The sequence below is a fragment of the Ramlibacter lithotrophicus genome, assembly GCF_012184415.1.
GTDB lineage: Bacteria > Pseudomonadota > Gammaproteobacteria > Burkholderiales > Burkholderiaceae_C > Ramlibacter > Ramlibacter lithotrophicus.
This window is the reverse complement of sequence record NZ_VTOX01000012.1, coordinates 38,879-62,388: the sequence shown is the minus strand read 5'-3', so window position 1 is coordinate 62,388 and position 23,510 is coordinate 38,879. Positions and strand designations below refer to the sequence as shown.

Sequence of the window (23,510 nt, the reverse complement as noted above, 5' to 3'; positions counted from 1 at the left end):
GCTCCCCGGCGATCGGCTGGGGACGCGGACGCCTTGGTGGTGGTCGAGCGAGGCGCGCCAGTGTCCGTGGCGTGACGGATTTGCGCTTTTGCCGAGTACCGGACAGCGCCGCAACGAAAGACCGGCAGCGCCTTCGAGCGCCGCTAAGCTGCGCCGATGCCCGAAGACCAGGAAGTTTGCGGTCGAGCTGAAGAACTCGCGTTGTCCCTGCGCGCCGCCGCTGCACCAGGCGGCGACGCGCAGCAGGTAATCCCTGGCGCCGCGCGCGGGTCTGCCGTCGCCGGGGCGTTGGCGCAGCTGGCCCGCGAGCTGGGCCTGGGCGCCTGCATCGACAGTCCCGAAACGCTGAAAGCCGAGTTGCAGAAGATCGTCCTGGCGCTGCATCCGGACAAGAGCGGCGGCGAGTTCAGGTCCGATGGCGACAAGGCCAGGTTCATGAAGGCGCGCCGGGCCATCGAGCTCCTGAACGGCGACGGCGGGGCAGGTGCGTCCGACGCGGCGCCGCTCGCCGGTGCCCCGCGCGCAATCGCCGACACCGCGGCGCCGCCGGCATCGCTCGAGAACGAACACCGGCTGCAGGTGTTGCTGCTCGCCGATGCCCGCGCCCGCATCGCGAGGTACTTTGCCGCGCCGAAGATCGCGTCGTCGGTGCTTGCGACCACATCGCTGGTGCTGGTGCTGGCCGCCGACCTGTTCCAGGGCCACGCGCTGCTCGGCCCGCTGCTGAAGGAAGCCGCGGCGCTGATCTTCCTGTCGGTGCTGGGTCTCATGGCCGCGATGGCTGCCGCCGCGCTGTGGTTCTGCGAGCGTGCGGCCGTCGCCCACGCCGGGCACCTGCTGTCCGAGTCGGCGCTGGGCGAGCTGTTCGAGCTGGCTCGCCGCTGTGCGCGCCGGCAAGGGCGCATCGGCCAATTGAGCGGATTCGACATCCGGCGCGGAACCGACGTGCTGGCCGATGGCGGCGGCACCGCTCGCGCTCCCGGCGGGCGCCGCCTGCTGCGCCGCAGCCTCGATGCCACCACGCGCGAGAGCATCACCCTGATCCAGACGCAGCGGCTGCTGGCACGACGGGTGATCCGCGCCGTCGATCGACCGGCGCTCGAAGTCCTGTATGAGGTGTCGCCGGGCGCAATGGGCGAAACGTTCCGCTGATCATGCTCCCAGCGGCACGTCCGGCGCCGCCGCCGAACCGGCGGTGCGTGCGCCGGAGAGTTGCTGCAGTTCGCGCAATTGTTTATCAGCCTCGTCCTGCAGGTAGTGGACTTCTTCGTTCATTGCATGCCAGGCCGCGCTTTCAGGTGGGGCGGCTTTCATGCGTGCGCGCGCATCCTGCAGTCGAAGGTAGGCACGGTGCCAGGCGGCAAGCCTTGCGGTCACAGATTCCACATGCGCCTCCTCGAATGAACGAAGCGATTGCGCGGTCTGGGAACGCAGGTGTACAAGGTGGCGCCGGTGCCGCCAGCTGGGGTTTTCCCGCTGCCTGATCAATATCTTCGCAGCATGCAACAAACCGCATGAGAGGGACTTGCTGCAAGCGACTCAATGCACCGAGATCGTGCACGCTGCGCCTTCAATACTCTTTCGGGTTATGCACGCGGGACAAACCTCCCATACGTCCCATGGAGGCGAGGTGTAGAAACACCACTCGGCACCCGCACGTGCAGTCGCATTTGCAAGGAAGGGAGAGCACCATGTCGCTCCGTCTCAGCAGCAATGGCAGGCACACCCGAGAGCGGCGAGCGTCCGCGCCCCCCCCTTCCATTCCCCGGATGGGACAACGCGGCGGCTGGCAGCGTGCGGCCCGGAGACACACGCCGTTGCACCCCTGACAGCGCCGGCGACGGTGCGCCGCAGCAGCCACCCACGGCGGCAGAGGCAGGGGCGTTGTTGGTCGTGTTGCTGTCCTCAGGAGGGTTCATTGTCACGAACGATCCTGTCCTGGGCTTTGTCTCGGCTGCGTTGTCGTGGGTGCTTTTCGCGCTGTGTTGTTTCCAGGGCTTCCGGCGCAAGGGGGGTCGCCAGAGCCGCGTCGGATCGAAAACGCACCCGGCAGCCACCGCTGAGCGGCCCGCTTCGTGGTGTTGGATCCGCGGGAACGTGCGACGCGGATTTCGTCGCACGATCACCGGCGCGTTCCGCTGAATCACGCCGCGGCCGGCATCCCCGGCGCCGCCGGCGCCGCCGGCGCGACCGGTGCCACCGGCCGTGGCGCGAGGCGCGCGAAGAGCACCGGCACCGGCCGGCCGGGCGGAACGGCGGCTGCCAGTGCGCGAATGCTGTCGACGCCGTGCAGGAGGAGCGGAACGGGTTCGCGCGGCGACGGCTCCATGAGGATGGCGATTTCCACGCGCGCGCCGCCGGCGAATTCTTCCCAGTCCGCCTGCTGCCGTTCCGTCGCGCCGAAGCGGGCTGTCCATGTCGCCATGGCGCGGTGCAACTGCGCGATGTCCATCATGCCCACCCGAAGTTCGACGCCCAGTTGACGCTTGACGCCTTCGAGTTGCCGCGCCGGCGCCCACACGTACAACGTCAGCGGGCCCTGCGCCCGCTCGCGACTCCCGACGACCCAGGAGGGACCGTCGTTGCTTTGATCGGCCGTTCCGGCTGCCATGATCCGAGTGGACGACAGGGTGAGGATGGCCGTTCATCCTATCCGCTGCGGCGGCGAGCATGGCGTGTGACCGATTGGTCGCGGCGGTAAATGTCTGTCGGAAGTGCTGCAGCGCTGATGCAAATGCTTGCCGCGGCCCGGCGCGCCTCTTATGGTCGAGCTTCAGAGGAGCTTGCCATGTACAGGATCGAACGCGCAGTGAGCGACTGGCGACGTGTCTACATGAGGTTGTGTGCCGCCCAGGACTGGCTCCGGCATGGAACGGGCGCGCCGCCAGCCGACCTGGGGCCCGCCGGTGGTGATCTCGTCGAGCAGGTGAGCCGGCTGCAGGACGAGGAGGAGCAGGCGCTGCGCGCGATCGATGCCGCGCTGCTGGCGGCGAAGACCCGCGCCGCGGACGGCGGCGAGCGGCGCTCCGCCAACTGAAGATGCAATGACCGCTTGCCGCGCGCCGTCCCGGGCGTGACCGGCTGCGGGAACGGGCCGCCGAAACACGCGCGGCCGGATCGGCATGTGCCGTGCGCGGGCAGGGGAACTGCCGCACACGCGGCGGCACGCGCGAAGACCGCCCGCCGTCTGTGACGCGCGGACACAACCCCACCGAGCTTGCGAGACGACTATTCACCGTCGACTCATTCCGCAAGTGCGCTCGTGGAGCGCCTGCCTTCGCCCAGGAGTACCCATGAAGACAAGGACCTTGCCGGCACGACTGACCCTCTCGATGCTCTCGGCCGCGGTGGCCTTGACGCTCGGCGTCACCTGGCCTGATGACACCTGGGCCAAAGGTGGCGGCGGTGGTGGCGGCGGCGGCGGCGGCGGCGGTGCCGGAGGAGGCGGCGGAGGAAGCGGTGGTGGAGGCGGCGGCGGAGGAAGCGGTGGTGGAGGCGGCAGTGGAGGCGGCGGCGGTGGCGGTGGCGGTGGAGGAGGCAGCGGCGGCGGCGGTGGCGGCGGCGCGGGCGGCGGCGGCGGTGCCGGAGCGGGCGGCGGAGGAGGCGGTGGCGCAGGAGGCGGGGGCTCAGGCGCAGGCGGTGCAGGTGCAGGCGGTGCAGGTGCAGGCGGTGCAGGTGCAGGCGCAGGCGCAGGCGGCGCGGGCGCGGGCGCGGGTGGCGCGGGTGCAGGTGGTGCAGGTGGTGCAGGTGCAGGTGCAGGTGGTGCGGGTGCAGGTGGAGCAGGCGCAGGCGCAGGCGGCGCGGGCGCAGGCGGTGCAGGTGCAGGTGCAGGTGCGGGTGCAGGTGGAGCAGGAGCAGGAGCCGGTGCGGGCGCCGCCGGCGCGACTGGCGGTGGTGCTGCCGCTGGCGGGACCGGCGCGTCAGGTGCCGCCGTTGGCGACGGTGCGGCGAGCGTTGGCAGCGCCACCAGCGGCGCGAGCAGTGTGGGCAGCGCCGGCGTGCCGGCGGGGGCGGGAGCGGCTGGCGGTGAAGCGCCGGGGGCGGTTGGCCCTTCTGGCCCCGCCGGCATGGCCTCGGCCGGATTCCGCATCCTGCGCGACTGGAGCGGGCGGGCTACGGCCAGCTTGGCTCCGCCCGGCCTGACCGGCGCGCGACCGGCGCTGACCGAAGCGCCACGGGCGCGCAGCGCGGAGGTCACGGTTCCTTCGCCGGCGGCAGCCGCCACGGCGCAGGCACGCCCCGTGCTGCCCATGGTGCAGGCGTCGCGCGGAGTCCCGTACGATGCGCGAGCCGTTCTGGGCGCGGGTGCGTCGCCCCCGGCTCTTGCCAGCGCCGGCGCCGCTACGCTGGACTACGCCACCTTCCCGGTGCCGTCGCGCTTCGATGCCGTGGTGGGCGTGCCGCTGGAGCCCTATCCGCCGCTGCCGGTGCCGCGACTGCACCGCGGCGAGCCCTGATCCGGTCGTGGCGGGAGGCGGTCCCGATTCGTGCTGCGACGCGCCGGCCCGGTCCAGCCGGTCAGGAACCGGTTTCCCGCGAGCCGCCCGTGAACCTGATGCGGAACCTGGTCTGCGGAAAGAAGGGGAGGAGCTGGCCTCCCTCCTCGATCTGCGCTTCGGTCACCTTCAGCATGCCTTCACCGCAGATGATCACCGGCTTGCCGTCCACCACGAACAATGCCTTGCCGCAGTCGCGGTTCTCCACGACGACGTCCGGCGCCTCTTCGGCGGCGAGGATGCGAACCAGCTTGCCGTCGAACATGGTCGCCGCGCCCCGGTACGGGTAGCCCACGGCGTCGATGAACCGGCGGATCTCTGTCGAGGACTTGCTCCAGTCGATCCGGTAGTCCTGCTCGTCGCGCCACACGCTGTAGGTTGCCTGGCGTTCGTCCTGCGGCGTCGCCTCGAGTGGAGCTCCGTCGAGCAGCGCCTGCAGGACGGTCTCGGCGCAGGCCAGGTAATTGGCGTTGATGGCCTGGATGGCGTCGGCGATCCGCAGCGGATACCGCACCGCCGTCCGCGACTGGGCAATGATCGGGCCGGTGTCGAAATCGGAGGCGCCGAAAATGGCGGAGACGCCCACTTCGCTTTCGCCGTTGATCAGGGCATTGACCAGCGGCGAAAAGCCGCGGTACCGCGGCAGCAGGGAATCGTGGAAGACGATCAGCCGCTGCGCCGGATGCTCGATGAGCCAGCGCCAGGACACGGCCAGCGCGTACGGCGTTTCGACCTTGCCGAAGTCCGCCCGCCTGACCCAGCGCAGCTGGTGCCCGGCGCAGAACGCGATGATTTCATCCGCATGGTCCTTGCGCAGCGAGCCGTCGCTGCCGACCACGACCAGGTCGAACAGCGAGCCGTATTTCGCCGTCGTCTCGACCAGGAACCGGTAGCCCTTTTCCGTCATCAGGAACAGGGTCAGCATGCGGGTGTCCTGGGCCATCCGCTCACCCGAGGTGCTTGTCCGCCTCGCTCGTGAACGCGTCGGCGTAGAACTCCTCCGGCGGCAGTTTCGCGACCTTGACGTACTCGGCCCGGGCCGAATCGACCACGATCGGCGCGCCGCAGGCGTAGACCTGGTGCGCCGACAGGAACGGGAAGTCCTCCAGCACCGCCTTGTGCACAAAGCCCGTGCGCCCGGTCCAGTTGTCTTCGGGCAGGGCGTCGGAGACCACCGGCACGTACTTGAGGTTCGGCATCTCGGCGAGCTTCGTGCGCACCCAGTCGTCGAGGTACAGGTCGGCCGGGCGGCGGCCACCCCAGTACAGCGTCGCCGGGCGGGTGATGCCCTTGAACTGCATGTGCTCAATCACCGCCTTGATCGGCGCGAAACCGGTGCCCGACGCCAGCAGGATCATCGGCTTGTCGGAGTCCTCGCGCAGGAAGAAGCTGCCGAACGGCCCCTCCACCCGCAGGATCTCCTTTTCCTTCATCGCCGTGAACACGTGTTCGGTGAACTTGCCGCCCGGCATGTGGCGGATGTGCAGCTCCACGTGCGGGCCGTTGTGCGGCGCGTTCGCCATCGAGTAGCTGCGGCGCGCGCCATCGCGCAGGATGAACTCGATGTACTGGCCGGCGTGGTAGCGCAGCGCGTCGTTGGCCGGCAACTGAAGCTTGACCACCATCACGTCGTGCGACTTCTTCTCCAGCGAGATCACGCGCGAGGGCATCTTGCGCACCGGGAACGCGCTCTCGTCGGTGACCTGTTTCGATTCCAGCACCAGGTCGGTCCGCGGCACGCCGCAGCAGGTGAGGATGTAGCCGTTGGCTTCTTCCTCCGGGCTCAGCGCCTTGGTCTGGTGCTCGCCGTGCACCACGGTGCCTTCGAGCTTGCGGCACTTGCACGAGCCGCACGCGCCGTCCTTGCAGCCGTACGGCATGCCGATGCCCTGGCGGATCGCGGCGGCGAGGATCGCCTCGCCTTCTTCCACGCGAAACGAGCGGCCGCTGGGCTGCACCGTCACCTGAAATGGCCCGCTCGCGGTCTCGGCGCTCGACATGGTTTGGGTATCCTCGCTGTCTGTCCCTGTGTATCGGTCGATTGTGCCTTCAAACCAAAGCCCCCTCGGCGCCTTGCCGGCCCGCTTCCGCCGCGAGCGCGTGCTCGTCGTCGGCTGTGGCGACGTCGGCACCCGGGCCGCGCGCATGCTCGGCCGGCGGGTGCGCCTGCTCGCGCTGACGTCGTCGCCGGAGCGCTCGCCGCGCCTGCGCGAGCTCGGCATCACACCCCTGGCGGGCGACCTCGACCGCCCGGCGACGCTGGCCCGGCTGGCCGGACTGGCCACGCGCGTCATCCATCTCGCGCCGCCCGAGGGCGACCTGGCCGCCGACTGGTGGCGCGACTTCCGCACGCTGGCCTTGCTGCGCGCGCTGCGCCGCAGGGAGCCGCCGAGATCGATCGTGTATGCCTCGACCACCGGCGTGTACGGCGACTGCGGCGGGGCGCGAATCGACGAGACGCGCGCCGTCAACCCGCGCACGCCGCGCGCGCAGCGGCGGGTGGATGCGGAACGCGCGGTACGCCACTACGGCCGCGCGGCGCATGTGCGCGCAAGCATCCTGCGCATTCCGGGCATCTACGCGCCCGACCGCGAAGGCGGCACGCCGCGCGAGCGCCTGCTGCGCGGCACGCCGGTGCTGCAGGCGCCCGACGACGTCTACACCAGCCACATCCATGCCGACGACCTGGCCCGCGCCGTGCTGGCGGCGATGTGGCGCGGCCGGCCGCAGCGGGTCTGCAACGCCGCCGACGACACCGAGCTGAAGATGGGCGACTACTTCGACCTGGCGGCCGACCTGTACGGCCTGCCCCGGCCGCGCCGCCTGCCGCGCAGCACCGCGGAGGCTGAGTTGCCGCTGATGCTCCTCAGCTTCATGAGCGAATCGCGGCGGCTGGACAACCGGCGGCTGAAGGAGGAGTTGCGGGTGAGGCTGTGGTATCCGACGGTGGAAAGCGGGCTGCGGGAGAGGCCCTCACCCTAGTGCCCTGTCCCACAAACATCTGTACTCTCGTTCGGATGGATGCGGGGATGATCGGTGGTTGGCCAGAGCGGGTCCAGACTGGACGTCTGGACCCGCTTTGGACGGCCGCCGAGCGCCCCGCAGGCGCCGAACCCTCCGGGCTGGCTCGTAGCGGGCCGCATGCCGCGTTACGGTCACCGGCCAATACGTCAAGTATTGGCCGGCGCCCGCGCCTTGCCTGCGGCCCGCTACGAACCAGCGAGAGCACAGATATTTGTGGGACAGGACACTAGCCCTCTCCCGGAGGGAGAGGGGATCTTCACTCCCTCCCCCTCTGGGGGAAGGGGTTGGGGTGGGGGCACGCACGAACCCGCACCCCTGTTCGCCACGCGCCACACTCCTGGCGTCTTTCCCATCGCCGATGCCGCCGCCGCTCCCATAATCCGACAGCTGAACAATCCGGCCATCTTCCAATGATCCAACCCGTCATCCTCTGCGGCGGCTCCGGCACCCGGCTCTGGCCCTTGTCCAGGAAGTCGTTCCCCAAGCAGTTCGTGCCGCTGATCGGCGGGCGCAGCCTGCTGCAGCTCACCCTGGAACGGGTCAAGCCGTTCGGGCAGGGCCAGGCCAGGCCCGAGACCATCTGCGTCGGCTCCGAGGAACACCGCTTCTTCATCCGCGACGCGGCCGAGGCCGCCGGCACGGCGGGCACCATCATCCTGGAGCCGGTCGCACGCAACACGGCAGCCGCCATGGCGCTGGCGGCCCTGCACGCGGCCCCCGACCAGAAGCTGCTCTTCGCCCCGGCCGACCACCACATCCCGGACATCGACGCCTTCGTCCGGATGGTGCAAGCCGCGGCGCCGGCTGCCGATGCCGGCGCCATGGTGATCTTCGGCGTCACGCCCAGTTTTCCGAGCACGGCCTACGGCTACGTGGAACAGGGCGCGGGCAATTCCAACGGCGGATTCGCCGTCTCGCGCTTCATCGAAAAGCCCGACGCCCAGAAGGCGCAGCAATTGCTGCTGGCAGGCAACGTGCTGTGGAATGCAGGCATCTTCCTGTGCACCGCTGCCACGCTGTTGCATGCATTGGAAAAGCACGCCCCCGATATCCTGGCGGCCTGCCGCAAGGCCATCGCCAATCCGGCGCGCGACGGCGACTTCCTGCGCCCGGATGCGCAGGCATTTGCCGCCTGCCGCTCCGAGAGCATCGATTACGCCGTGATCGAGAAGCACGACAACGTGGTGGTGTTTCCGTTCAGCGGCGCCTGGAGCGACGTCGGCAGCTGGAACGCGGTCGCCGATCTCACGCCGCCCGACGCCGCCGGCAACCGCATTTCGGGCAACGGCTCCGCCTTGGCGGCCGAAACCACCTATATCCATGCGCCCACCCGCCGGGTCGTGGCGCTGGGGACCAGGGACCTGCTGATCATCGACACGCCCGATGCGCTGCTGGTCGCCGCCCGCTCGGCCGCCGAACAGGTCAAGTCGGTCGTCGCCGCGCTGGAAGCCGAAGAGCGGCCCGAAGCCGTGGTGCACCGCAAGGTCGCGCGTCCCTGGGGCTGGTTCGACAGCATGGAGGCCGGCGACCGCTTCGTCGTCAAGCACATCCACGTCAAGCCGGGGGCGTCGCTCAGCCTGCAGATGCACCACCACCGCGCCGAACACTGGGTGGTCGTGCGCGGCACCGCCGAAGTCACCTGCGGCAGCGAAACCTTCCTGCTGTCCGAAAACCAGTCCACCTACATCCCGCTGGGCGAGGTGCACCGGCTGCGCAATCCGGGCAAGACCGATCTCGAGATGATCGAGGTGCAGTCGGGCGGCTATCTCGAGGAGGACGACATCGTCCGCTTCGACGATTCGTACGGACGCGTGGTGCCGCTGGACACCGCGAAGAAGGCGGCCTGAGGCTGCCGCGGCCATGACCCAGGACAAGGTCTACGTGGCGGGCCACCTCGGGATGGTGGGCTCGGCGATCGTGCGCGCCTTGGCGGCGCGCGGGACCGGGAACCTCGTCACGCGCACCCATGCCCAACTGGACCTGGTCGACCAGGCCGCCGTCCGCGCCTTTTTTGCCGCCGAGCGTCCGACCCGGGTGGTCCTGGCCGCGGCGAAGGTAGGCGGCATCCATGCCAACGACACTTTTCCGGCCGACTTCATCTATCGCAACCTCATGATCGAGGCCAACGTGATCGACGCGGCCTTCCGCGCCGGCGTCGGCAAGCTGCTCTTTCTCGGATCGAGCTGCATCTATCCGCGGCTGGCCCCGCAACCGATGCGCGAGGACGCGCTGCTCACCGGGCCGCTGGAGCCCACCAACGAGCCGTACGCCATCGCCAAGATCGCCGGCATCAAGCTGTGCGAGAGCTACAACCGGCAATACGGTGTCGACTACCGCAGCGTGATGCCTACCAACCTGTACGGTCCCGGCGACAACTACCACCCCGAGAACTCGCACGTGATCCCGGCCCTGATCCGCCGCTTCCACGAGGCCAAGGCAAACGCGCGGCCCGCCGTGACGGTCTGGGGCACCGGCACGCCGCTGCGCGAGTTCCTGCACGTCGACGACCTGGCGGCCGCCTGCCTGCACGTGATGGACCTGGACCGGGGCACTTACCAGAGGCACACGCAACCGATGCTGGGCCACGTCAACGTCGGCAGCGGCGCCGAAATTTCCATCCGCGACCTGGCCGCGCTGGTGGCGCGAACCGTCGGCTACGCCGGCGAGATCGTTTTCGACGCGACCAGGCCGGACGGCACCCCGCGCAAGCTGATGGACAGTTCCCGCATCGCGGCGCTGGGCTGGCGGCCGACGATCGGCCTGGAGCAAGGCCTGCGGCAGACCTATGCCGCCTTCCTGCAGGCGGCGGCCGCGCAGGCATCCACCGGAACACAGACATGACCGCACGCGAAAAAGTAGCCCTGATCACGGGCATCACCGGGCAGGACGGCGCGTACCTGGCGGAGTTCCTGCTGGGCAAGGGCTACGTCGTCCACGGCCTCAAGCGCCGCACCAGCCTGTTCAACACCGACCGCATCGACCACCTGTACCAGGACCGGCACGAGAAGGACGTGCGCTTCTTCCTGCACCACGGCGACCTCACCGACAGTTCCAGCCTGACACGCATCATCCAGCAGGCGCGGCCGGCCGAGATCTACAACCTGGCGGCGCAAAGCCACGTGGCCGTCAGCTTCGAGGAGCCGGAATACACCGCCAATTCGGACGCGCTGGGCGCGCTGCGCATCCTGGAGGCCATCCGGATCCTGGGCATGGAGAAATCGACGCGCTTCTACCAGGCCTCTACCAGCGAGCTGTACGGGCTGGTGCAGGAGAGCCCGCAGAAGGAGACCACCCCGTTCTACCCGCGCAGCCCGTACGCCGTCGCCAAGCTGTACGCGTACTGGATCACCGTCAACTACCGCGAGGCGTACGGCATCTACGCCTGCAACGGCATCCTGTTCAACCACGAGAGCCCGGTGCGCGGCGAGACCTTCGTCACCCGCAAGATCACCCGGGCCCTCGCGCGGATCAAGCTGGGGCTGCAGGACTGCCTCTACCTCGGCAACCTGGACGCCAGGCGGGACTGGGGCCACGCCAGGGACTACGTCGAGATGATGTGGCTGATGCTGCAGCAGGAGCAGCCCGAGGACTTCGTGGTCGCCACCGGCGTGCAATACAGCGTCCGCGATTTCGTCGATGCCGCCGCCCGCGAGTTCGGGATGTCCATCACCTGGAAGGGCACCGGCGTGGCCGAAAAGGGCTACGACGCGGCCGGCCGCTGCATCGTCGAGGTCGACCCGCGCTACTTCCGTCCGACCGAAGTGGAGACCTTGCTTGGCGATGCCAGCAAGGCGAAGGACAAGCTCGGGTGGGTGCCGAAGATCTCGTTCGCGGAATTGGTGGCCGAGATGGCGCGCGAAGACCTGCGGTCGGCCGAGCGCGACGAGCTGATCAAGAGACACGGCTACCAGCCGATGGACTACAACGAGTGAGCGCGACGATGGACATCTCGGTGGTCATTCCGGCCAGGAACCGGGAGACGAAGCTGCCGTATTGCCTGGAGTCTGTGATTTCGCAGACGCTGCCGCCCCGGGAAATCATCGTCGTCGACGACCGCTCCACCGACGGCACGCGCGCCGTCGTCGAGTCGTACGCGAAACATGGCGTGCGCTACGAGCGGCTGCCCGAAGGCCGTGGCGCGCAGGCCGCCAGGAACCACGGCATCCGTTCGGCGCGCTGCGACTGGATCGCGTTCCAGGACTCCGACGACCGGTGGCTGCCGACCAAGCTCGAAAAGCAGGTGGGGGCGCTGAAGGCCAACGGGTCGTCCGACCGCCTGGTGGTCATCACCAACGGACGCATCGTCTTCACCGATGGAACGCGCTCGGCCCCCCTCATCGAGTGGGGCTTTCACGGCAACTGCCATCGCAAGCTGCTGCTGCGCAGCGGCCCGATGTTCCCGACGATGCTGGTGAGCAAGCGGGCCCTCGACGACATCGGCCTGCTTGACGAGGACTGCCCTTCGTACCAGGAGTGGGACACGGCCATCCGGCTTTCCGAGCGCTGCGGCTTCCTGCACCTGGACGAATGCCTGTTCGAATGGGTGGCGCACAACGACGAGTCGATCAGCAAGGACCCGGCGCGCGACCTCGCCGGCCATGAATACGTGATGCGCAAGCACCGCGCGGCGATCATCGACGCCCACGGGCCGGTGGCCTGGCGCATGGCCGTGGCCGGCCTGGTGGCCAGGGCGCTGGCGTTCGGCGCGTTCGACCAGGCCGAGCGCCTCGCCGCGAGCGAGTTGCCGGCGCTGGCGCGATCCCTCACGTCGGCGCTGGTTCGCCGGCACAAGTCGCCGCGCCGCGCGGGCACGCTGCTCAAGGTCGCGGCGGCGATCCCTCTTGGAGCCACGAGATGATCGACGCAGTCAAGTGCGAAGGCCGGGACCTGGCCCTGATCCTGAGGGCGAGCTACGCTGGCGAAGGCATCCAGTTCTTCACGCCCCCCGACTTCTCGCAGCAACTCGCGTACATGAACCGCCCGGCCGGCTACGTCATCCCGCCGCACGTGCACAACCCGGTGCCGCGCGACGTGCAGTTCACCAAGGAGGTGCTGTTCATCAGGTCGGGCCGGGTGCGGGTGGATTTCTACGACGAGGGCCAGCGCTACCTGGAAAGCCGGGTGCTGGCTGCGGGCGACGTGATCCTGCTGGCCTTCGGCGGCCACGGCTTCGAGATGCTCGAGCCCAGCGAGATCATCGAGGTCAAGCAAGGTCCCTACGCGGGCGATGCCGACAAGACCCGGTTCGAGCCCGTGCCGCCCGGCCAGGTGGTGCTGAAGGACTGATGCCCATGACCAGCGCCCCCGCCGTCTTCGACGCCTACAGCCGCTATTACAACCTGCTGTACCGCGACAAGGACTATGCCGGCGAGGCCGCGTACGTCCATGGCCTGCTCGGGCGCCATGGCCGCGGTGCGGGCGACCTGCTGGAGCTGGGCTGCGGCACCGGCAAGCACGGACGGCTCCTGGCGCAGCAGGGATACCGTGTGCATGGCATCGAACGCAGCGAAGCGATGGTGGCGCAGGCGGTCCAGGGCGAGGGGTTCACCTGCCAGGTGGGCGACATCCGCACGACGCGGATGCACCGCACGTACGACGCGGTGCTGTCGCTGTTCCATGTCGTCAGTTACCAGACCGGCAACGAGGACGTGCAGTCCGTGTTCGCCCGCGCCGGCGAGCACGTGCCGGGCGGCGGCCTGTTCGTGTTCGACTTCTGGTATTCGCCCGCCGTGTACGCGCAGCGTCCGTCGGTGCGGGTCAAGCGCATGGCCGACGAACACGTGGAGATCACGCGGATCGCCGAGCCCGCGACGTACCCCGATGCGAACCGGGTCGACGTGCACTACACCATCTACGCCCGCGACCGCGCCAGCGGCGCCGTGCAGACGTTGACCGAGGTCCACGCCATGCGCCACTTCTCGCTGCCCGAGATCGACCTCCTGGCCGCGGCGAGCGGCTTCCGCCGCATCGCCGCCGAGGAGTTCCTCACCGGCCGTCCGCCCGGCGAGGACACCTGGGGCGTCTGCGTCGTCCTGAGAAAGAACTGAGACATGGCCGGCTTCATTCCCGTCAACGAGCCCTTGCTGGACGGCAACGAGAAGAAGTACCTGCTGGAATGCATAGCGAGCGGCTGGATCTCCTCCGAAGGCCCGTTCGTGAAGGAGTTCGAGCAGAAGTTCGCCGCCCGGGTCGGCCGCAAGCACGGCATCGCCGTGTCCAACGGCACGGGCGCGCTGGACGCCGCCGTGGAGGCATTGGACATAGGGCCGGGCGACGAAGTGATCATGCCGGCCTTCACCATCATCTCCTGCGTCAACCAGGTCGTGCGCAACGGCGCCACGCCGGTGCTGGTGGACAGCGACCCGGCCACCTGGAACATGGACGCCGCCCAGGTCGAGGCGAAGATCACGCCGCGCACCAAGGCCATCATGATCGTCCACATCTACGGCCTGCCGGTGGACGTGGACCCGGTGCTGGACGTCGCCCGGCGGCACGGCCTCAAGGTGATCGAGGACGCCGCCGAGATGCACGGCCAGACGTACCGCGGCCGGCCGTGCGGCAGCTTCGGCGACCTGAGCACCTTCAGCTTCTATCCCAACAAGCACGTCACCACCGGCGAAGGCGGGATGATCGTCACCGACGACGACGAACTCGCCGAGACCTGCCGCGGCCTGCGCAACCTCTGCTTCCAGCCGCACAAGCGCTTCGTGCACGAGCGCCTGGGCTGGAACCTGCGCATGACCAACCTGCAGGCGGCGCTCGGCCTGGCCCAGCTCGAACGGCTCGACGAGTTCGTGGCCCGCAAGCGCCGCATGGGCGCGCTCTACACCCGTCTGCTGGCCGGCCTGCCCGGCGTGCAACTGCCGCTGACCCACACCGCCTACGCCGACAACATCTACTGGGTCTACGGCCTGGTCCTCGACGAATCGACGGGGCTGGACGCCGAGACGGCGATGAAGCGCCTGGCCGACCGCGGCGTGGGAACGCGCCCGTTCTTCTGCCCCATGCACCAGCAGCCCGTGCTGCGCAAGCGCGGGCTCTTCGAGGGCGAGCGCCATCCGGCGGCCGAGCGCATGTACCGGCAGGGGTTCTACGTGCCGAGCGGCATGGCGCTGTCGGACGACAGCATCGGCGTGGTGGCCGGCATCCTGCACCAGGTGCTGCGGCCGTGAGCGGCGCGCCCGTCATGCGTCCGGTCCGCCTGGCCGTCGTCCTCGAGCAGGAGATCCACCAGGGCGGCGGCTACCAGCAGTCGGTGAATGCGGCGCGCCTGGTCATGCGGCTCCCCAGGGACCTGGCGGAACCGGTGTTCCTCACCTTGCACGAAGGCAACCTGGCGGCGCTCGAGCGGCACGGCATTCGCGCCTCGCACCTGCGCGTGTCGGCAGCCGCTCGCGTGCTGGCCAGGATCGAACACGAATGGCCCAACCTGCATGGACCCTGCCGAACGCTGGCCGGCGGTGCGGCGCTGGAAGCGCAGTTGTCCCGGCGCGGCATCGACCTGGTCTACTTCCTTTCGCCGTCGCTGCTGGCGCGGCATCTCGACACGCTGAACTACATCACCACGGTGTGGGACCTGTGCCACCGCGACGAACCGGAGTTTCCCGAAGTGCGGCGCGGCCGCGAGTTCGAGCAGCGCGAGTCGGTGTACCACAGCATCCTGCCCAGGGCGACGGCCGTGCTGGTCGATTCGGAGGCGGGCCGCTACAACGTGGTGCGCCGTTACGGCGTCGACGCCTGGCGGACCCACGTGATGCCGTTCTCGCCGGCGGCGGCGCAGGACATCTCCGACGAGGCCTACCAGGCAGGCTTTTTCGACGTGAAGGAGCGGTACGGCCTGGCCGGCGACTACGTGTTCTATCCGGCCCAGTTCTGGCCGCACAAGAACCACGTGTACCTGCTGGAGGGCCTGCAGCGCCTGGAGCAACTGCACGGCCACCGGCTGGGCGCCGTCTTTTCGGGCGGCGACAAGGGCAACCTGGCGTTCGTGAAGGCCAAAGCCGAAAAACTGGGTCTTGCCGACCGGGTCAGGTTCGCGGGCTTCGTTCCCGACGGGCAGATGCCGTATTTCTACCGGCAGTCGGTGGCGCTGGTGATGCCGACGTATTTCGGGCCGACCAACCTGCCACCGCTGGAGGCCTTCGCCAACTCGGTACCCGTGCTCTATCCGGACAAGCCGGGCCTGCGCGAGCAGGTCGGCGATGCGGCGTTGCTGATGGATCTGCGCCGTCCCGATTCCATGGCGCGCCACCTGGCCGACCTCATGGCCAGCCCGGGATTGCGGGCGCGCCTGGTTGCAGCCGGGCACGCGAAGCTGGCACGGCACAGCGACGAGGATCGTCTTGCGACGCTGCGGGCGATCGTCGAGGACTTCCGGCGCCGCAGGGCCGCATGGCGATGAGCAGCGCGCTCGGCACGGCGGCGGCGAGCATCGGCACGCGGCCCATCCTGCACATCGTCACCCTCGACAAGTTCATCGCGCCGTTCATCGACTTCGTGGAGCAGGAGTGCGGCGACTTCGACCGCCACCGGTTCATCTGCCTCGGCGACTCGCAGCGCTATCCGCTGCGCCAGCGGCCCAACGTGCTGCTGGAAGCCGGACTGACGCCCTGGCAGCTGCGGCTGGAACTCCTGCGCGCGACGAACCGGGCCGACAGGATCATCCTGCACGGCCTCTTCGACGAGCGCGCGGTGCGGCTGCTTGCGCTCCAGCCCTGGCTGCTGGCCAGGTGCTACTGGATGATCTGGGGCGGCGACCTGTACTGGTACCGGTCGGCCCCTCGCACGTGGGCCTGGCGCAGGAACGAGTTCCTGCGCGAATTCGTCATCAGGCGGCTGGGCCACCTGGTGAGCTACATCGAAGGCGACGTGGCGCGCGCCCGCGAGTGGTACGGCGCGCGCGGCCGCTACCGCGAGTGCCTGATGTACACGAGCAACGTGTACCGGCACGCCGGCATGCCGCCGCGCAGTGGCGGCACCATCAACATCCTGGTCGGCAATTCGGCCGACCCCACCAACGAGCATCTCGAGGTGCTGCGCAAACTGGCCGCGCACCGCGACGCCGACATCAAGGTCTTCGCGCCGCTGTCGTACGGAGACCTGGAGTACGGGCGCGCGATCGCGCAGGAAGGGCGCCGGCTCCTGGGCGAGAAGTTCGTGGCGCTGACCGACTTCATGCGTCCGGACGACTACCTGGGCCTGCTGCGCGAGATGGACGTGGCGGTCTTCAACCATCGCCGCCAGCAAGGCATGGGCAACATCATCACCTTGCTGGGGCTGGGCAAGAAGGTGTTCCTGCGCAGCGACATCAGCACCTGGGAGTTCCTGCAGGGGCTGCAGCTGGCCGTGTTCGACGTCGCCGGGCTGGACCCGGTGCCGCTCGACGAGGACACCGCCCGCGCCAACACGAAGATCGTGGCCGAGCGGTTTTCCGCCGACGTCTTGCGGGCACAGCTGCGCTCGCTGTTCGAGTCCCCATGATCAGCAGGCACCACGCCAACCGACAGGCGCACAACTGGCTGGTCTACGACATCGGGGACCGGTTTCTCGAGCAATTCGTTCCCCTGTACAAGGGGGTGCTCTACGACCTCGGCGCCGGCGAGGCGCCATATCGCGAGTTCTTCACCCGGCACAGCGACAAGTACGTCACCGTCGACTGGTCCGGCAGCCAGCACCCGATCCAGGCCGACATCGTGGCGGACCTCAACGAGCCCTTGCCGGTCGCATCCGGGGTTGCCGACACCGTCGTGTCGCTGTCGGTGCTGGAGCACCTGCGTGAACCCGGGCGGATGCTCGCCGAGGCGCACCGCATCCTGAGGCCGGGCGGGGCCATCGTGCTGCAGGTGCCCTGGCAGTGGTGGGTGCACGAAGCGCCCCACGACTTCTACCGCTACACGCCGTACGCGCTGGAGCACCTGTTGAGGACGGCCGGGTTCGTCGACGTCACCGTGCATCCCCAGGCCGGGTTCTTCACCACCATGACGCTGAAGGCGAACTACTTCAGCTGCCGTCTCGTCCGGGGACCCGCCCCGGTGCGGCTGCTGCTGCGGGCGGTGTTCTCGGTGTTCTGGTTCGCCGGGCAGAAGCTGGCGCCCCTGCTCGACCGGCTGGACGACGACTGGGCCCTGGAGGCCTGTGGCTACTACGTGACGGCAAGAAGAAATTGAACCTCCGCCAACGGGCACTCAGCGGGGTCCGGTGGACCGCGGCCGAAAACCTCTTCAACGTGGTTTCCGGCATCGTGTTCATCGCGGTGCTGGCGCGCCTGCTGCAGCCACAGGCCTTCGGCCTGATGGCCATCGCTGCCGTCGTGCTGGGCTTCTCCCAGTTCTTCGCCGACATGGGCATCAGCAACGGCATCATCCATCGCCAGGATGTGAGCGAGTCCCAACTCAGCACCCTCTATTGGGTCAATGTCGCCGCCGGGCTGGTCGTCTTCGGCGTCGTCGTGGCGCTGGCGGGCCCCTTGGCGACGTTCTATCGCGAGCCCGAGCTGGCGTCCGTGATCATGGTGGCCGCGCTGACATTGCTGGTGCAGCCGTTCGGACAGCAATTCGGCGTGCTCCTCCAAAAGGAATTGCATTTCAATTTGCTCGCGCGCATCGGCATGGCCAGCAGGTTTTGCGGGCTGGTGGCGGCCGTTCTATTGGCATGGTCCGGCGCGGGCGTCTATTCTCTGGTCTATTCGGCCGTGCTCACCGCGGCGCTCGAAACCGCATTGACCGTCGTATTCGGGCGGCGAATTCATCGCCCGCGGCTGCATTTCCGGCCGGCGGAAGTGCGGCATTTCTTCAGCTTCGGCGCCTGGCAGATGGGCGAGGCGGTCATCAATTTCTTCAACGCCAACCTGGACAGCCTGCTGATCGGCCGCCTGGCGGGCACGGAAGCGCTGGGCCTGTATTCGGTCGCCAGGCAGCTGGTGATGCGGCCGGCCGAGATCGTCAACCCAATCGTGACGCGGGTGTCGACGCCAGTGATGGCCAAGGTGCAGGACGACCTGGCGCGACTGCGAGCCATCTACCTGCAGACGATCAACCACCTGTCGTCGCTCAATTTCCCGATCTACGCGGCCATCGCCGTCTTCGCCCGCGAGATCACGCTGCTGCTGTTCGGCGAGAAGTGGCTGGCGGCGGTCCCGCTGATCCAGATCCTGGCCGCGTACGCGGCGGTCCGGTCCACCGCCAACCCGGTCGGCTCGCTCCTGCTCGCGCGAGGCCGGGTCCGGCGCGGGTTCTGGTGGAACGTGGGCCTGCTGGTGCTGCTGCCGGCCTTCATCGCCGTCGGTGCCACGTGGGGCGTTGCCGGCGTGGCGTGGTCGCTGCTCGCCATGCAGTGCCTGCTGCTGGTGCCCGGCTGGCTGCTGCTGGTGCGGCCGCTGTGCGGTGCCGGCTTCCGGCAGTACCACGCGCAGTTGATCGTTCCGGCGCTGGCTGCCGCGGCTGCCGCGCTGGCGGGCTTTCTGGCAGCCTCGGCGGTGCCCGGAACGATCCCGAGGCTGGCCGCCGGTCTCGCGGCAGGCGCCGCCGTCACCCTGGTGGTCTATCGCGCCTGGAACCGCGAGTTCCTGGAAGCACTGGCTGCCATGGTGCGGCGCGGTTGACCCGACCGGCGGCGGGCCTGGCGCCGGTCAGGCGCTCACTCGGTCGATCGCGCCTTGTGCCGCGTCGACGACCCGGGCCTGGTGTTGGTCCAGGCCGATCCACAGCGGCAACCTCACGAGCCGGTCGGCCGCGTCGGTCGTCAGCGGCAGTTGGCCGGCAGCGCGCCCGTGGCGCAGGCCGTGCGGCGAGCTGTGCAGCGGGACGTAGTGGAAGACGCTGTGGATGTCCTGGCCGGCCAGCCGCTGGATGAACGAAGTGCGCTGCTCCAGGCCGGACAGCAGCAGGTAGTACATGTGCGCGTTGTGCCCGCACCCGGCGGGAACGATCGGGCGGCGCAGGGCGCCGGAGCGCGCCAGCGGCTCGAAGGCGGCGTGGTACGCGTCCCACAGCGCCAGCCGCTGGCGCGTGATGGACTGCACCTCCTGCATCTGCGCCCACAGGAAGGCGGCGACGATCTCGCCGGGCAGGTACGACGAGCCGATGTCGACCCAGGTGTACTTGTCCACCTGGCCGCGGAAGAACAGGCTGCGGTTGGTGCCTTTCTCGCGGATGATTTCGGCTCGCTCGGCCAGGTGCGGATCGTTGACCAGGAGCGCACCGCCTTCGCCCGAGATGATGTTCTTGGTCTCGTGGAACGAAAAGCAGCCCAGGTGGCCGATGGTGCCGAGCGGGCGCCCCTTGTAGGTGGCCATCACGCCCTGGGCGGCGTCCTCGATCACGAGCAGGCCGTTGGCGCGGGCGATGTCCATGATGGCGTCCATCTCGCATGCCACGCCGGCGTAATGCACGGGCACGATGGCCTTGGTCCGGCGCGTGATGGCGCGCTCGATCAGCCGCTCGTCGATGTTGAGCGTGTCGGGCCGGATGTCGACGAACACCGGCACGCCGCCGCGCAGCACGAACGCGTTGGCCGTCGACACGAAGGTGAAGGACGGCATGATGATCTCGTCGCCCGGCTGGATGTCCGCCAGGATCGCCGCCATCTCCAGCGCCGCCGTGCACGAGTGCGTCAGCAGCGCCTTCGCGCAGCCGGTGGTCTGCTCCAGCCACCCGCTGCACAACCGCGTGAAATGCCCGTCGCCCGCCAGTTGGCCCCTGGCATGGGCCTCGGCGATGTAGTGCAGCTCTTTGCCGGTGAGATACGGCTTGTTGAACGGAATATGCATGGCAGCCCTCGTGCGTCCAATGTATCGGACTTTCTCCCTCTCCCGCTTGCGGGAGAGGGCAGGGGTGAGGGTGACTTGCTCCCTCCCCCTTTGGGGGAGGGCAGGGGTGGGGGCAACCCCCTATCTGTCTCCCTCTCCCGCTCGCGGGAGAGGGCAGGGGTGAGGGTGCTCCCCCTCAAATCCCCTTCGGCTTCGCCATCGTCGTCATCCGATCCACCCCTCGCACCGTGATCGTCTGCATCTCCTCCCCGCGCAGCACCGTCACCCGGATCTCGTCGTCGGGGTTGGCCCGCTTCCACAGGCGCTTGTAGAAGCCCTCCAGCGAAGCCACCGCCTCGCCGTCGATGGCCACGATCACGTCGCCGCGCTGGATGCCGCCCTGTTGCGCCGGGCTGCCGGCCGCCACCCGCACCACGATCACCCGCCCGTCCTGCTCGCCCGACGTCACGCCCAGCCACGGCCGGTGACTCTGCTTCGTGCTGCCGGTGGCCTGCAGTTCGTCGAGGATCGGCTTGAGCAGATCGACCGGCACGAACATGTTCCCCGGCACGCGCGGCGCCTGCCCCAGCGCGTCGGCCACGAACAGGCTGCCGATGCCAAGCAGCTCGCCACGCTGGTTGAACAACGGCGCGCCGCTATGGTTGCCCACGGCGGGACTGGTGAAGAGGGCGCCCTCGATGTGGTATTCCCAGTAGCCCGAGAACGGCCGTTTGCTGACCAGGTGCGTGAGTTCCACCTCGGCGTCCTCGCCGCCGGTGGACACCATCATCGGTTCACCCGCCGCCGCCTGCCCGGCGTCGCCCAGCCGCACCGGGCTCACACCCCGCAACGGCATCAGCGGCCGCACCAGCCCGAAGCCGGTGGCCACGTCGTACGCCACCGGCCGGGCCGGCCAGGTCTTGCGGTCCTGCGTGGTCACCTGGATGGTGTCGGCTTCGAGGATGAGGTAGCCGATGGTGAGGATCAAGCCGTCGGCGGTGATCACCACCCCGGAGCCGCTGCGCTGCCGCCCCAGGGTCTCTGCCGAGCGGGCATCGGCGATGGCCGTCACCTCCAGGCCCACCACGGCTGCATTGGCCCGCTTGAGGGTCTCCAGCGCGGACTGCACGCCCGCTGCACTGTCAGTTGCACCGAATGCGGGCGACACCGCGCCCAGGAACAGCGACACCACGAGCACGAGACGCGGCCACATGACACACCCCCTGAAAGCGACGGTCCGACATCGGAAGAATGGGCGTTCCCGCGGGTTCTGGCAACCGGTTCAGCGCGGGCGTACGAGTTACAGCGCTCCAGCCTAAGGACCACCACTCTGCGCGCCGTGGGTCGAATTGAATGAAGGCGGAAATCCCGCATAATTGGAATTCCTCCAATTCATCTTCAAAGGGAAATCATGGCGACGTATATCGAGCTGATGGAAAAGGCGCAGCAACTGATGGCCGAGGCCGAACAGGTGCGGCAAAAGGAAATAGACGCCGTGATCGCCGATATCCGCCAGAAGATGGAAACCTACGGCCTGACGGCGCAGGACATCGGCGGCGCGGCCGCCCCGCGCAAGCGCAGCACCGGTGCCAAAGGAAAGAGCGCCGTCAAATACCGCGGCCCGAACGGCGAAACATGGTCCGGCGGCCGTGGCCGCAAGCCGCGCTGGGTCCAGGAGGCGCTGAAGGCCGGCAAGAAGATCGAAGACTTCGCAGTCTGAACCCGACGGCAGGCGGGCATCTCGCCCTCGCCGCAACGCCCGCCTCGAGCGGGCTTTTTTGCGCCCATTCCCCACGGCCGCCGTCGGGTGAAGCGCACCGCGAGTGATATCCGTCACGACAAACCGACCCAAGCGTAACGAACTGTCGTTTTTGTGTCTCAGAAAATCGCTGTGTCGTAGTGGGTGTTTTCCCACACTGGACGCGGCGAACTTCGTGAACTACAGTCGCCACTCGCCGTGCAAGCCCGAGGGCACACCCCGGCGAGAGGTCATTCGCAGTACTGGAGTGGTGCACGGAGCGGTTTCATGAAGGTACAAATACATGCTTGACACATATGCAGTTTCGTGGCAAGCGGCATCCGCCGCGGTGGCGTTGCTGTGTGCCTTCTCGGTATCGCTCGCCCTGGTGTTGACCAAGAAGCACCACGGCCACCTCACGCTGGACAGCACCATCGGCGTGCAGAAGTTCCATGCGGAGCCGACGCCCCGCGTCGGCGGAATCGGCATCTACCTCGGCGTCGTGCTGGCCTGGGTGGTTGTGCGCGACAAGGGCGTGCGCGACATCCTCGGCGTCATCCTGGTCGCCGGTTTCGTGCCGCTGGTGTGCGGCCTCGCGGAAGACCTCACCAAGCGCGTTGGCGTCCTGCCGCGCCTCGTCGCCACCATGCTCGGCGGGTTTGTCGCCTGGCTGATCACCGGCGTCGCGCTTGATCGGCTGGATGTCTACGGCCTCGACTGGATCATGACGATCACGCCGATCGCGGTGCTGTTCACCGCCTTCGCCGTGGGCGGCGTCGCCAACGCCATCAACATCATCGACGGCTTCCACGGCCTGGCCAGCGGCACGACGATCATCGCGCTGATGGCGTTGGGATCGATCGCTGCGCAGGCCGACGACCCGCAACTGGCCATCGCCTGCTTCATGCTGGCGGCCGCTATCGGCGGCTTCTGGCTGGTGAACTACCCGTGGGGCAAGTTGTTCATGGGCGACGGCGGCGCCTACTTCTCCGGGTTCGCGCTCGCCTGGCTGGCCGTGCTGCTGCCGGTCCGCAACCCCGAAGTTTCAGTATGGGCGGCGTTGCTCGTGTGCGCATACCCGGTGATCGAAGTGATCTACAGCATGGCCCGCCGCTACGCCAAGCGCCAGTCGCCGGGGGCGCCTGACAGCGGCCATCTTCACAGCCTGATCAAGGTGAAGCTGATTCGGCCGAAGTTGTCGGCGATCGGGGTCGACAAGAGCGTGAGGAATGCGGCGGTGTCGCCGATCATGTGGGGGTTCAGCGCGTTGCCGGCGGTCGCTGCCACGGTCTATTTCGATCGGCCCCTGCTGCTGGTCTTGGGAACTGCCATTTGCGCGCTGTCGTATCACGCCTCGTACAGGTACTTGGCTCAAAAGATGGGGGTCGATGGGTCGACGCAAGTGGCGGCGTCCTCCGCATTGCCTCCGTATCGGTTGGGCAGGCACACCAACCGTCAGCGTCAACACGGCCGTGACCGGCGGACGATAGTGGGGCGCAGTTAAGCC

24 protein-coding genes are annotated in these 23,510 nt (G+C 68.5%); 18 read left to right on the top strand and 6 right to left on the bottom strand.

From position 1 onward, the window contains the following. Positions 1-288 precede the first annotated feature (288 nt). On the top strand, positions 289-1,152 hold the full coding sequence (locus RAMLITH_RS23435; protein ID WP_168109879.1) for a hypothetical protein: 864 nt from the start codon (positions 289-291) through the stop codon (positions 1,150-1,152). On the opposite strand, the gene RAMLITH_RS23430 is transcribed toward RAMLITH_RS23435, so the two are convergent. Then, entirely contained in the window at positions 1,153-1,386 is a 234-nt protein-coding gene (locus RAMLITH_RS23430; RefSeq protein ID WP_168109878.1) for a hypothetical protein, read from the bottom strand. Positions 1,387-2,143: 757 nt separating this feature from the next. Further along, positions 2,144-2,611, bottom strand: a complete 468-nt coding sequence (locus RAMLITH_RS23425) for a hypothetical protein (RefSeq protein ID WP_168109877.1) — start codon at positions 2,609-2,611, stop codon at positions 2,144-2,146. Between the two features lie 177 nt (positions 2,612-2,788). Between RAMLITH_RS23425 and RAMLITH_RS23420 the strand changes: the two genes are divergently transcribed. The 3 genes from RAMLITH_RS23420 to RAMLITH_RS23410 all read left to right on the top strand — a co-directional run bounded on the left by RAMLITH_RS23420 (position 2,789) and on the right by RAMLITH_RS23410 (position 4,457). Beyond that, positions 2,789-3,037: a type 2 periplasmic-binding domain-containing protein gene (locus tag RAMLITH_RS23420; RefSeq protein ID WP_168109876.1), complete on the top strand. Its 249-nt coding sequence runs from the start codon at positions 2,789-2,791 to the stop codon at positions 3,035-3,037. A gap of 341 nt (positions 3,038-3,378) precedes the next feature. Next, a complete protein-coding gene (locus RAMLITH_RS26155) occupies positions 3,379-4,143 on the top strand; it encodes a hypothetical protein (RefSeq protein ID WP_168109875.1) in 765 nt (254 codons plus the stop codon). Continuing rightward, a complete protein-coding gene (locus RAMLITH_RS23410) occupies positions 4,125-4,457 on the top strand; it encodes a hypothetical protein (RefSeq protein WP_168109874.1) in 333 nt (110 codons plus the stop codon). The genes RAMLITH_RS26155 and RAMLITH_RS23410 overlap by 19 nt, the downstream gene beginning before the upstream one ends. A 61-nt stretch (positions 4,458-4,518) precedes the next feature. Here the strand turns inward: RAMLITH_RS23410 and RAMLITH_RS23405 are convergent, their stop codons facing one another. After that, positions 4,519-5,421: a methionyl-tRNA formyltransferase gene (locus RAMLITH_RS23405; RefSeq protein ID WP_168109873.1), complete on the bottom strand. Its 903-nt coding sequence runs from the start codon at positions 5,419-5,421 to the stop codon at positions 4,519-4,521. Positions 5,422-5,443: 22 nt separating this feature from the next. After that, positions 5,444-6,496, bottom strand: a complete 1,053-nt coding sequence (locus RAMLITH_RS23400) for a CDP-6-deoxy-delta-3,4-glucoseen reductase (RefSeq protein ID WP_168109872.1) — start codon at positions 6,494-6,496, stop codon at positions 5,444-5,446. A 43-nt stretch (positions 6,497-6,539) separates the two neighbouring features. Between RAMLITH_RS23400 and RAMLITH_RS23395 the strand changes: the two genes are divergently transcribed. From RAMLITH_RS23395 to RAMLITH_RS23340, 12 genes are all read left to right on the top strand, one after another. After that, positions 6,540-7,478, top strand: a complete 939-nt coding sequence (locus tag RAMLITH_RS23395) for an NAD-dependent epimerase/dehydratase family protein (protein ID WP_168109871.1) — start codon at positions 6,540-6,542, stop codon at positions 7,476-7,478. 452 nt (positions 7,479-7,930) lie between these two features. Then, positions 7,931-9,367: a mannose-1-phosphate guanylyltransferase/mannose-6-phosphate isomerase gene (locus RAMLITH_RS23390; protein WP_168109870.1), complete on the top strand. Its 1,437-nt coding sequence runs from the start codon at positions 7,931-7,933 to the stop codon at positions 9,365-9,367. A 13-nt stretch (positions 9,368-9,380) separates the two neighbouring features. After that, complete coding sequence (gene fcl / locus RAMLITH_RS23385; RefSeq protein WP_168109869.1) at positions 9,381-10,361, top strand: GDP-L-fucose synthase; 981 nt, start codon at positions 9,381-9,383, stop codon at positions 10,359-10,361. Then, positions 10,358-11,452: a GDP-mannose 4,6-dehydratase gene (gmd, locus tag RAMLITH_RS23380; RefSeq protein WP_168109868.1), complete on the top strand. Its 1,095-nt coding sequence runs from the start codon at positions 10,358-10,360 to the stop codon at positions 11,450-11,452. Before fcl ends, gmd begins: the two co-directional genes overlap by 4 nt. Beyond that, positions 11,449-12,378 carry a glycosyltransferase gene (locus RAMLITH_RS23375; RefSeq protein ID WP_168109867.1) on the top strand — a complete coding sequence of 310 codons (930 nt, stop codon included), beginning with the start codon at positions 11,449-11,451 and terminating at the stop codon, positions 12,376-12,378. Before gmd ends, RAMLITH_RS23375 begins: the two co-directional genes overlap by 4 nt. After that, a complete protein-coding gene (locus RAMLITH_RS25920) occupies positions 12,375-12,806 on the top strand; it encodes a cupin domain-containing protein (protein ID WP_168109866.1) in 432 nt (143 codons plus the stop codon). The genes RAMLITH_RS23375 and RAMLITH_RS25920 overlap by 4 nt, the downstream gene beginning before the upstream one ends. Before the next feature lie 5 nt (positions 12,807-12,811). Continuing rightward, on the top strand, positions 12,812-13,567 hold the full coding sequence (locus RAMLITH_RS23365) for a class I SAM-dependent DNA methyltransferase (RefSeq protein ID WP_168109865.1): 756 nt from the start codon (positions 12,812-12,814) through the stop codon (positions 13,565-13,567). Positions 13,568-13,570: 3 nt separating this feature from the next. Next, the gene (locus RAMLITH_RS23360; RefSeq protein ID WP_168109864.1) at positions 13,571-14,692 is read left to right on the top strand and encodes a DegT/DnrJ/EryC1/StrS family aminotransferase; all 1,122 of its coding nucleotides are present in this window, start codon (positions 13,571-13,573) and stop codon (positions 14,690-14,692) included. Then, positions 14,689-15,921 carry a glycosyltransferase family 4 protein gene (locus tag RAMLITH_RS23355; RefSeq protein WP_337786200.1) on the top strand — a complete coding sequence of 411 codons (1,233 nt, stop codon included), beginning with the start codon at positions 14,689-14,691 and terminating at the stop codon, positions 15,919-15,921. Before RAMLITH_RS23360 ends, RAMLITH_RS23355 begins: the two co-directional genes overlap by 4 nt. Continuing rightward, the gene (locus RAMLITH_RS23350; RefSeq protein WP_168109863.1) at positions 15,912-17,000 is read left to right on the top strand and encodes a TDP-N-acetylfucosamine:lipid II N-acetylfucosaminyltransferase family protein; all 1,089 of its coding nucleotides are present in this window, start codon (positions 15,912-15,914) and stop codon (positions 16,998-17,000) included. The genes RAMLITH_RS23355 and RAMLITH_RS23350 overlap by 10 nt, the downstream gene beginning before the upstream one ends. Further along, a complete protein-coding gene (locus tag RAMLITH_RS23345) occupies positions 16,997-17,686 on the top strand; it encodes a class I SAM-dependent methyltransferase (RefSeq protein ID WP_168109862.1) in 690 nt (229 codons plus the stop codon). The genes RAMLITH_RS23350 and RAMLITH_RS23345 overlap by 4 nt, the downstream gene beginning before the upstream one ends. After that, complete coding sequence (locus tag RAMLITH_RS23340; protein WP_168109861.1) at positions 17,683-19,119, top strand: MOP flippase family protein; 1,437 nt, start codon at positions 17,683-17,685, stop codon at positions 19,117-19,119. Before RAMLITH_RS23345 ends, RAMLITH_RS23340 begins: the two co-directional genes overlap by 4 nt. Before the next feature lie 27 nt (positions 19,120-19,146). Here RAMLITH_RS23340 and rffA read toward each other — a convergent pair whose 3' ends face one another. Continuing rightward, positions 19,147-20,286: a dTDP-4-amino-4,6-dideoxygalactose transaminase gene (rffA, locus tag RAMLITH_RS23335; protein ID WP_168109860.1), complete on the bottom strand. Its 1,140-nt coding sequence runs from the start codon at positions 20,284-20,286 to the stop codon at positions 19,147-19,149. A gap of 175 nt (positions 20,287-20,461) precedes the next feature. Beyond that, on the bottom strand, positions 20,462-21,478 hold the full coding sequence (locus RAMLITH_RS23330; protein ID WP_168109859.1) for a S1C family serine protease: 1,017 nt from the start codon (positions 21,476-21,478) through the stop codon (positions 20,462-20,464). 219 nt (positions 21,479-21,697) lie between these two features. Here RAMLITH_RS23330 and RAMLITH_RS23325 point away from each other — a divergent pair, with 219 nt between their 5' ends. Both RAMLITH_RS23325 and RAMLITH_RS23320 read left to right on the top strand, forming a co-directional pair. Beyond that, the gene (locus RAMLITH_RS23325; protein WP_238344357.1) at positions 21,698-21,985 is read left to right on the top strand and encodes an H-NS histone family protein; all 288 of its coding nucleotides are present in this window, start codon (positions 21,698-21,700) and stop codon (positions 21,983-21,985) included. A 322-nt stretch (positions 21,986-22,307) separates the two neighbouring features. Then, entirely contained in the window at positions 22,308-23,507 is a 1,200-nt protein-coding gene (locus RAMLITH_RS23320; protein WP_168109857.1) for an MraY family glycosyltransferase, read from the top strand. Positions 23,508-23,510: the final 3 nt, after the last annotated feature.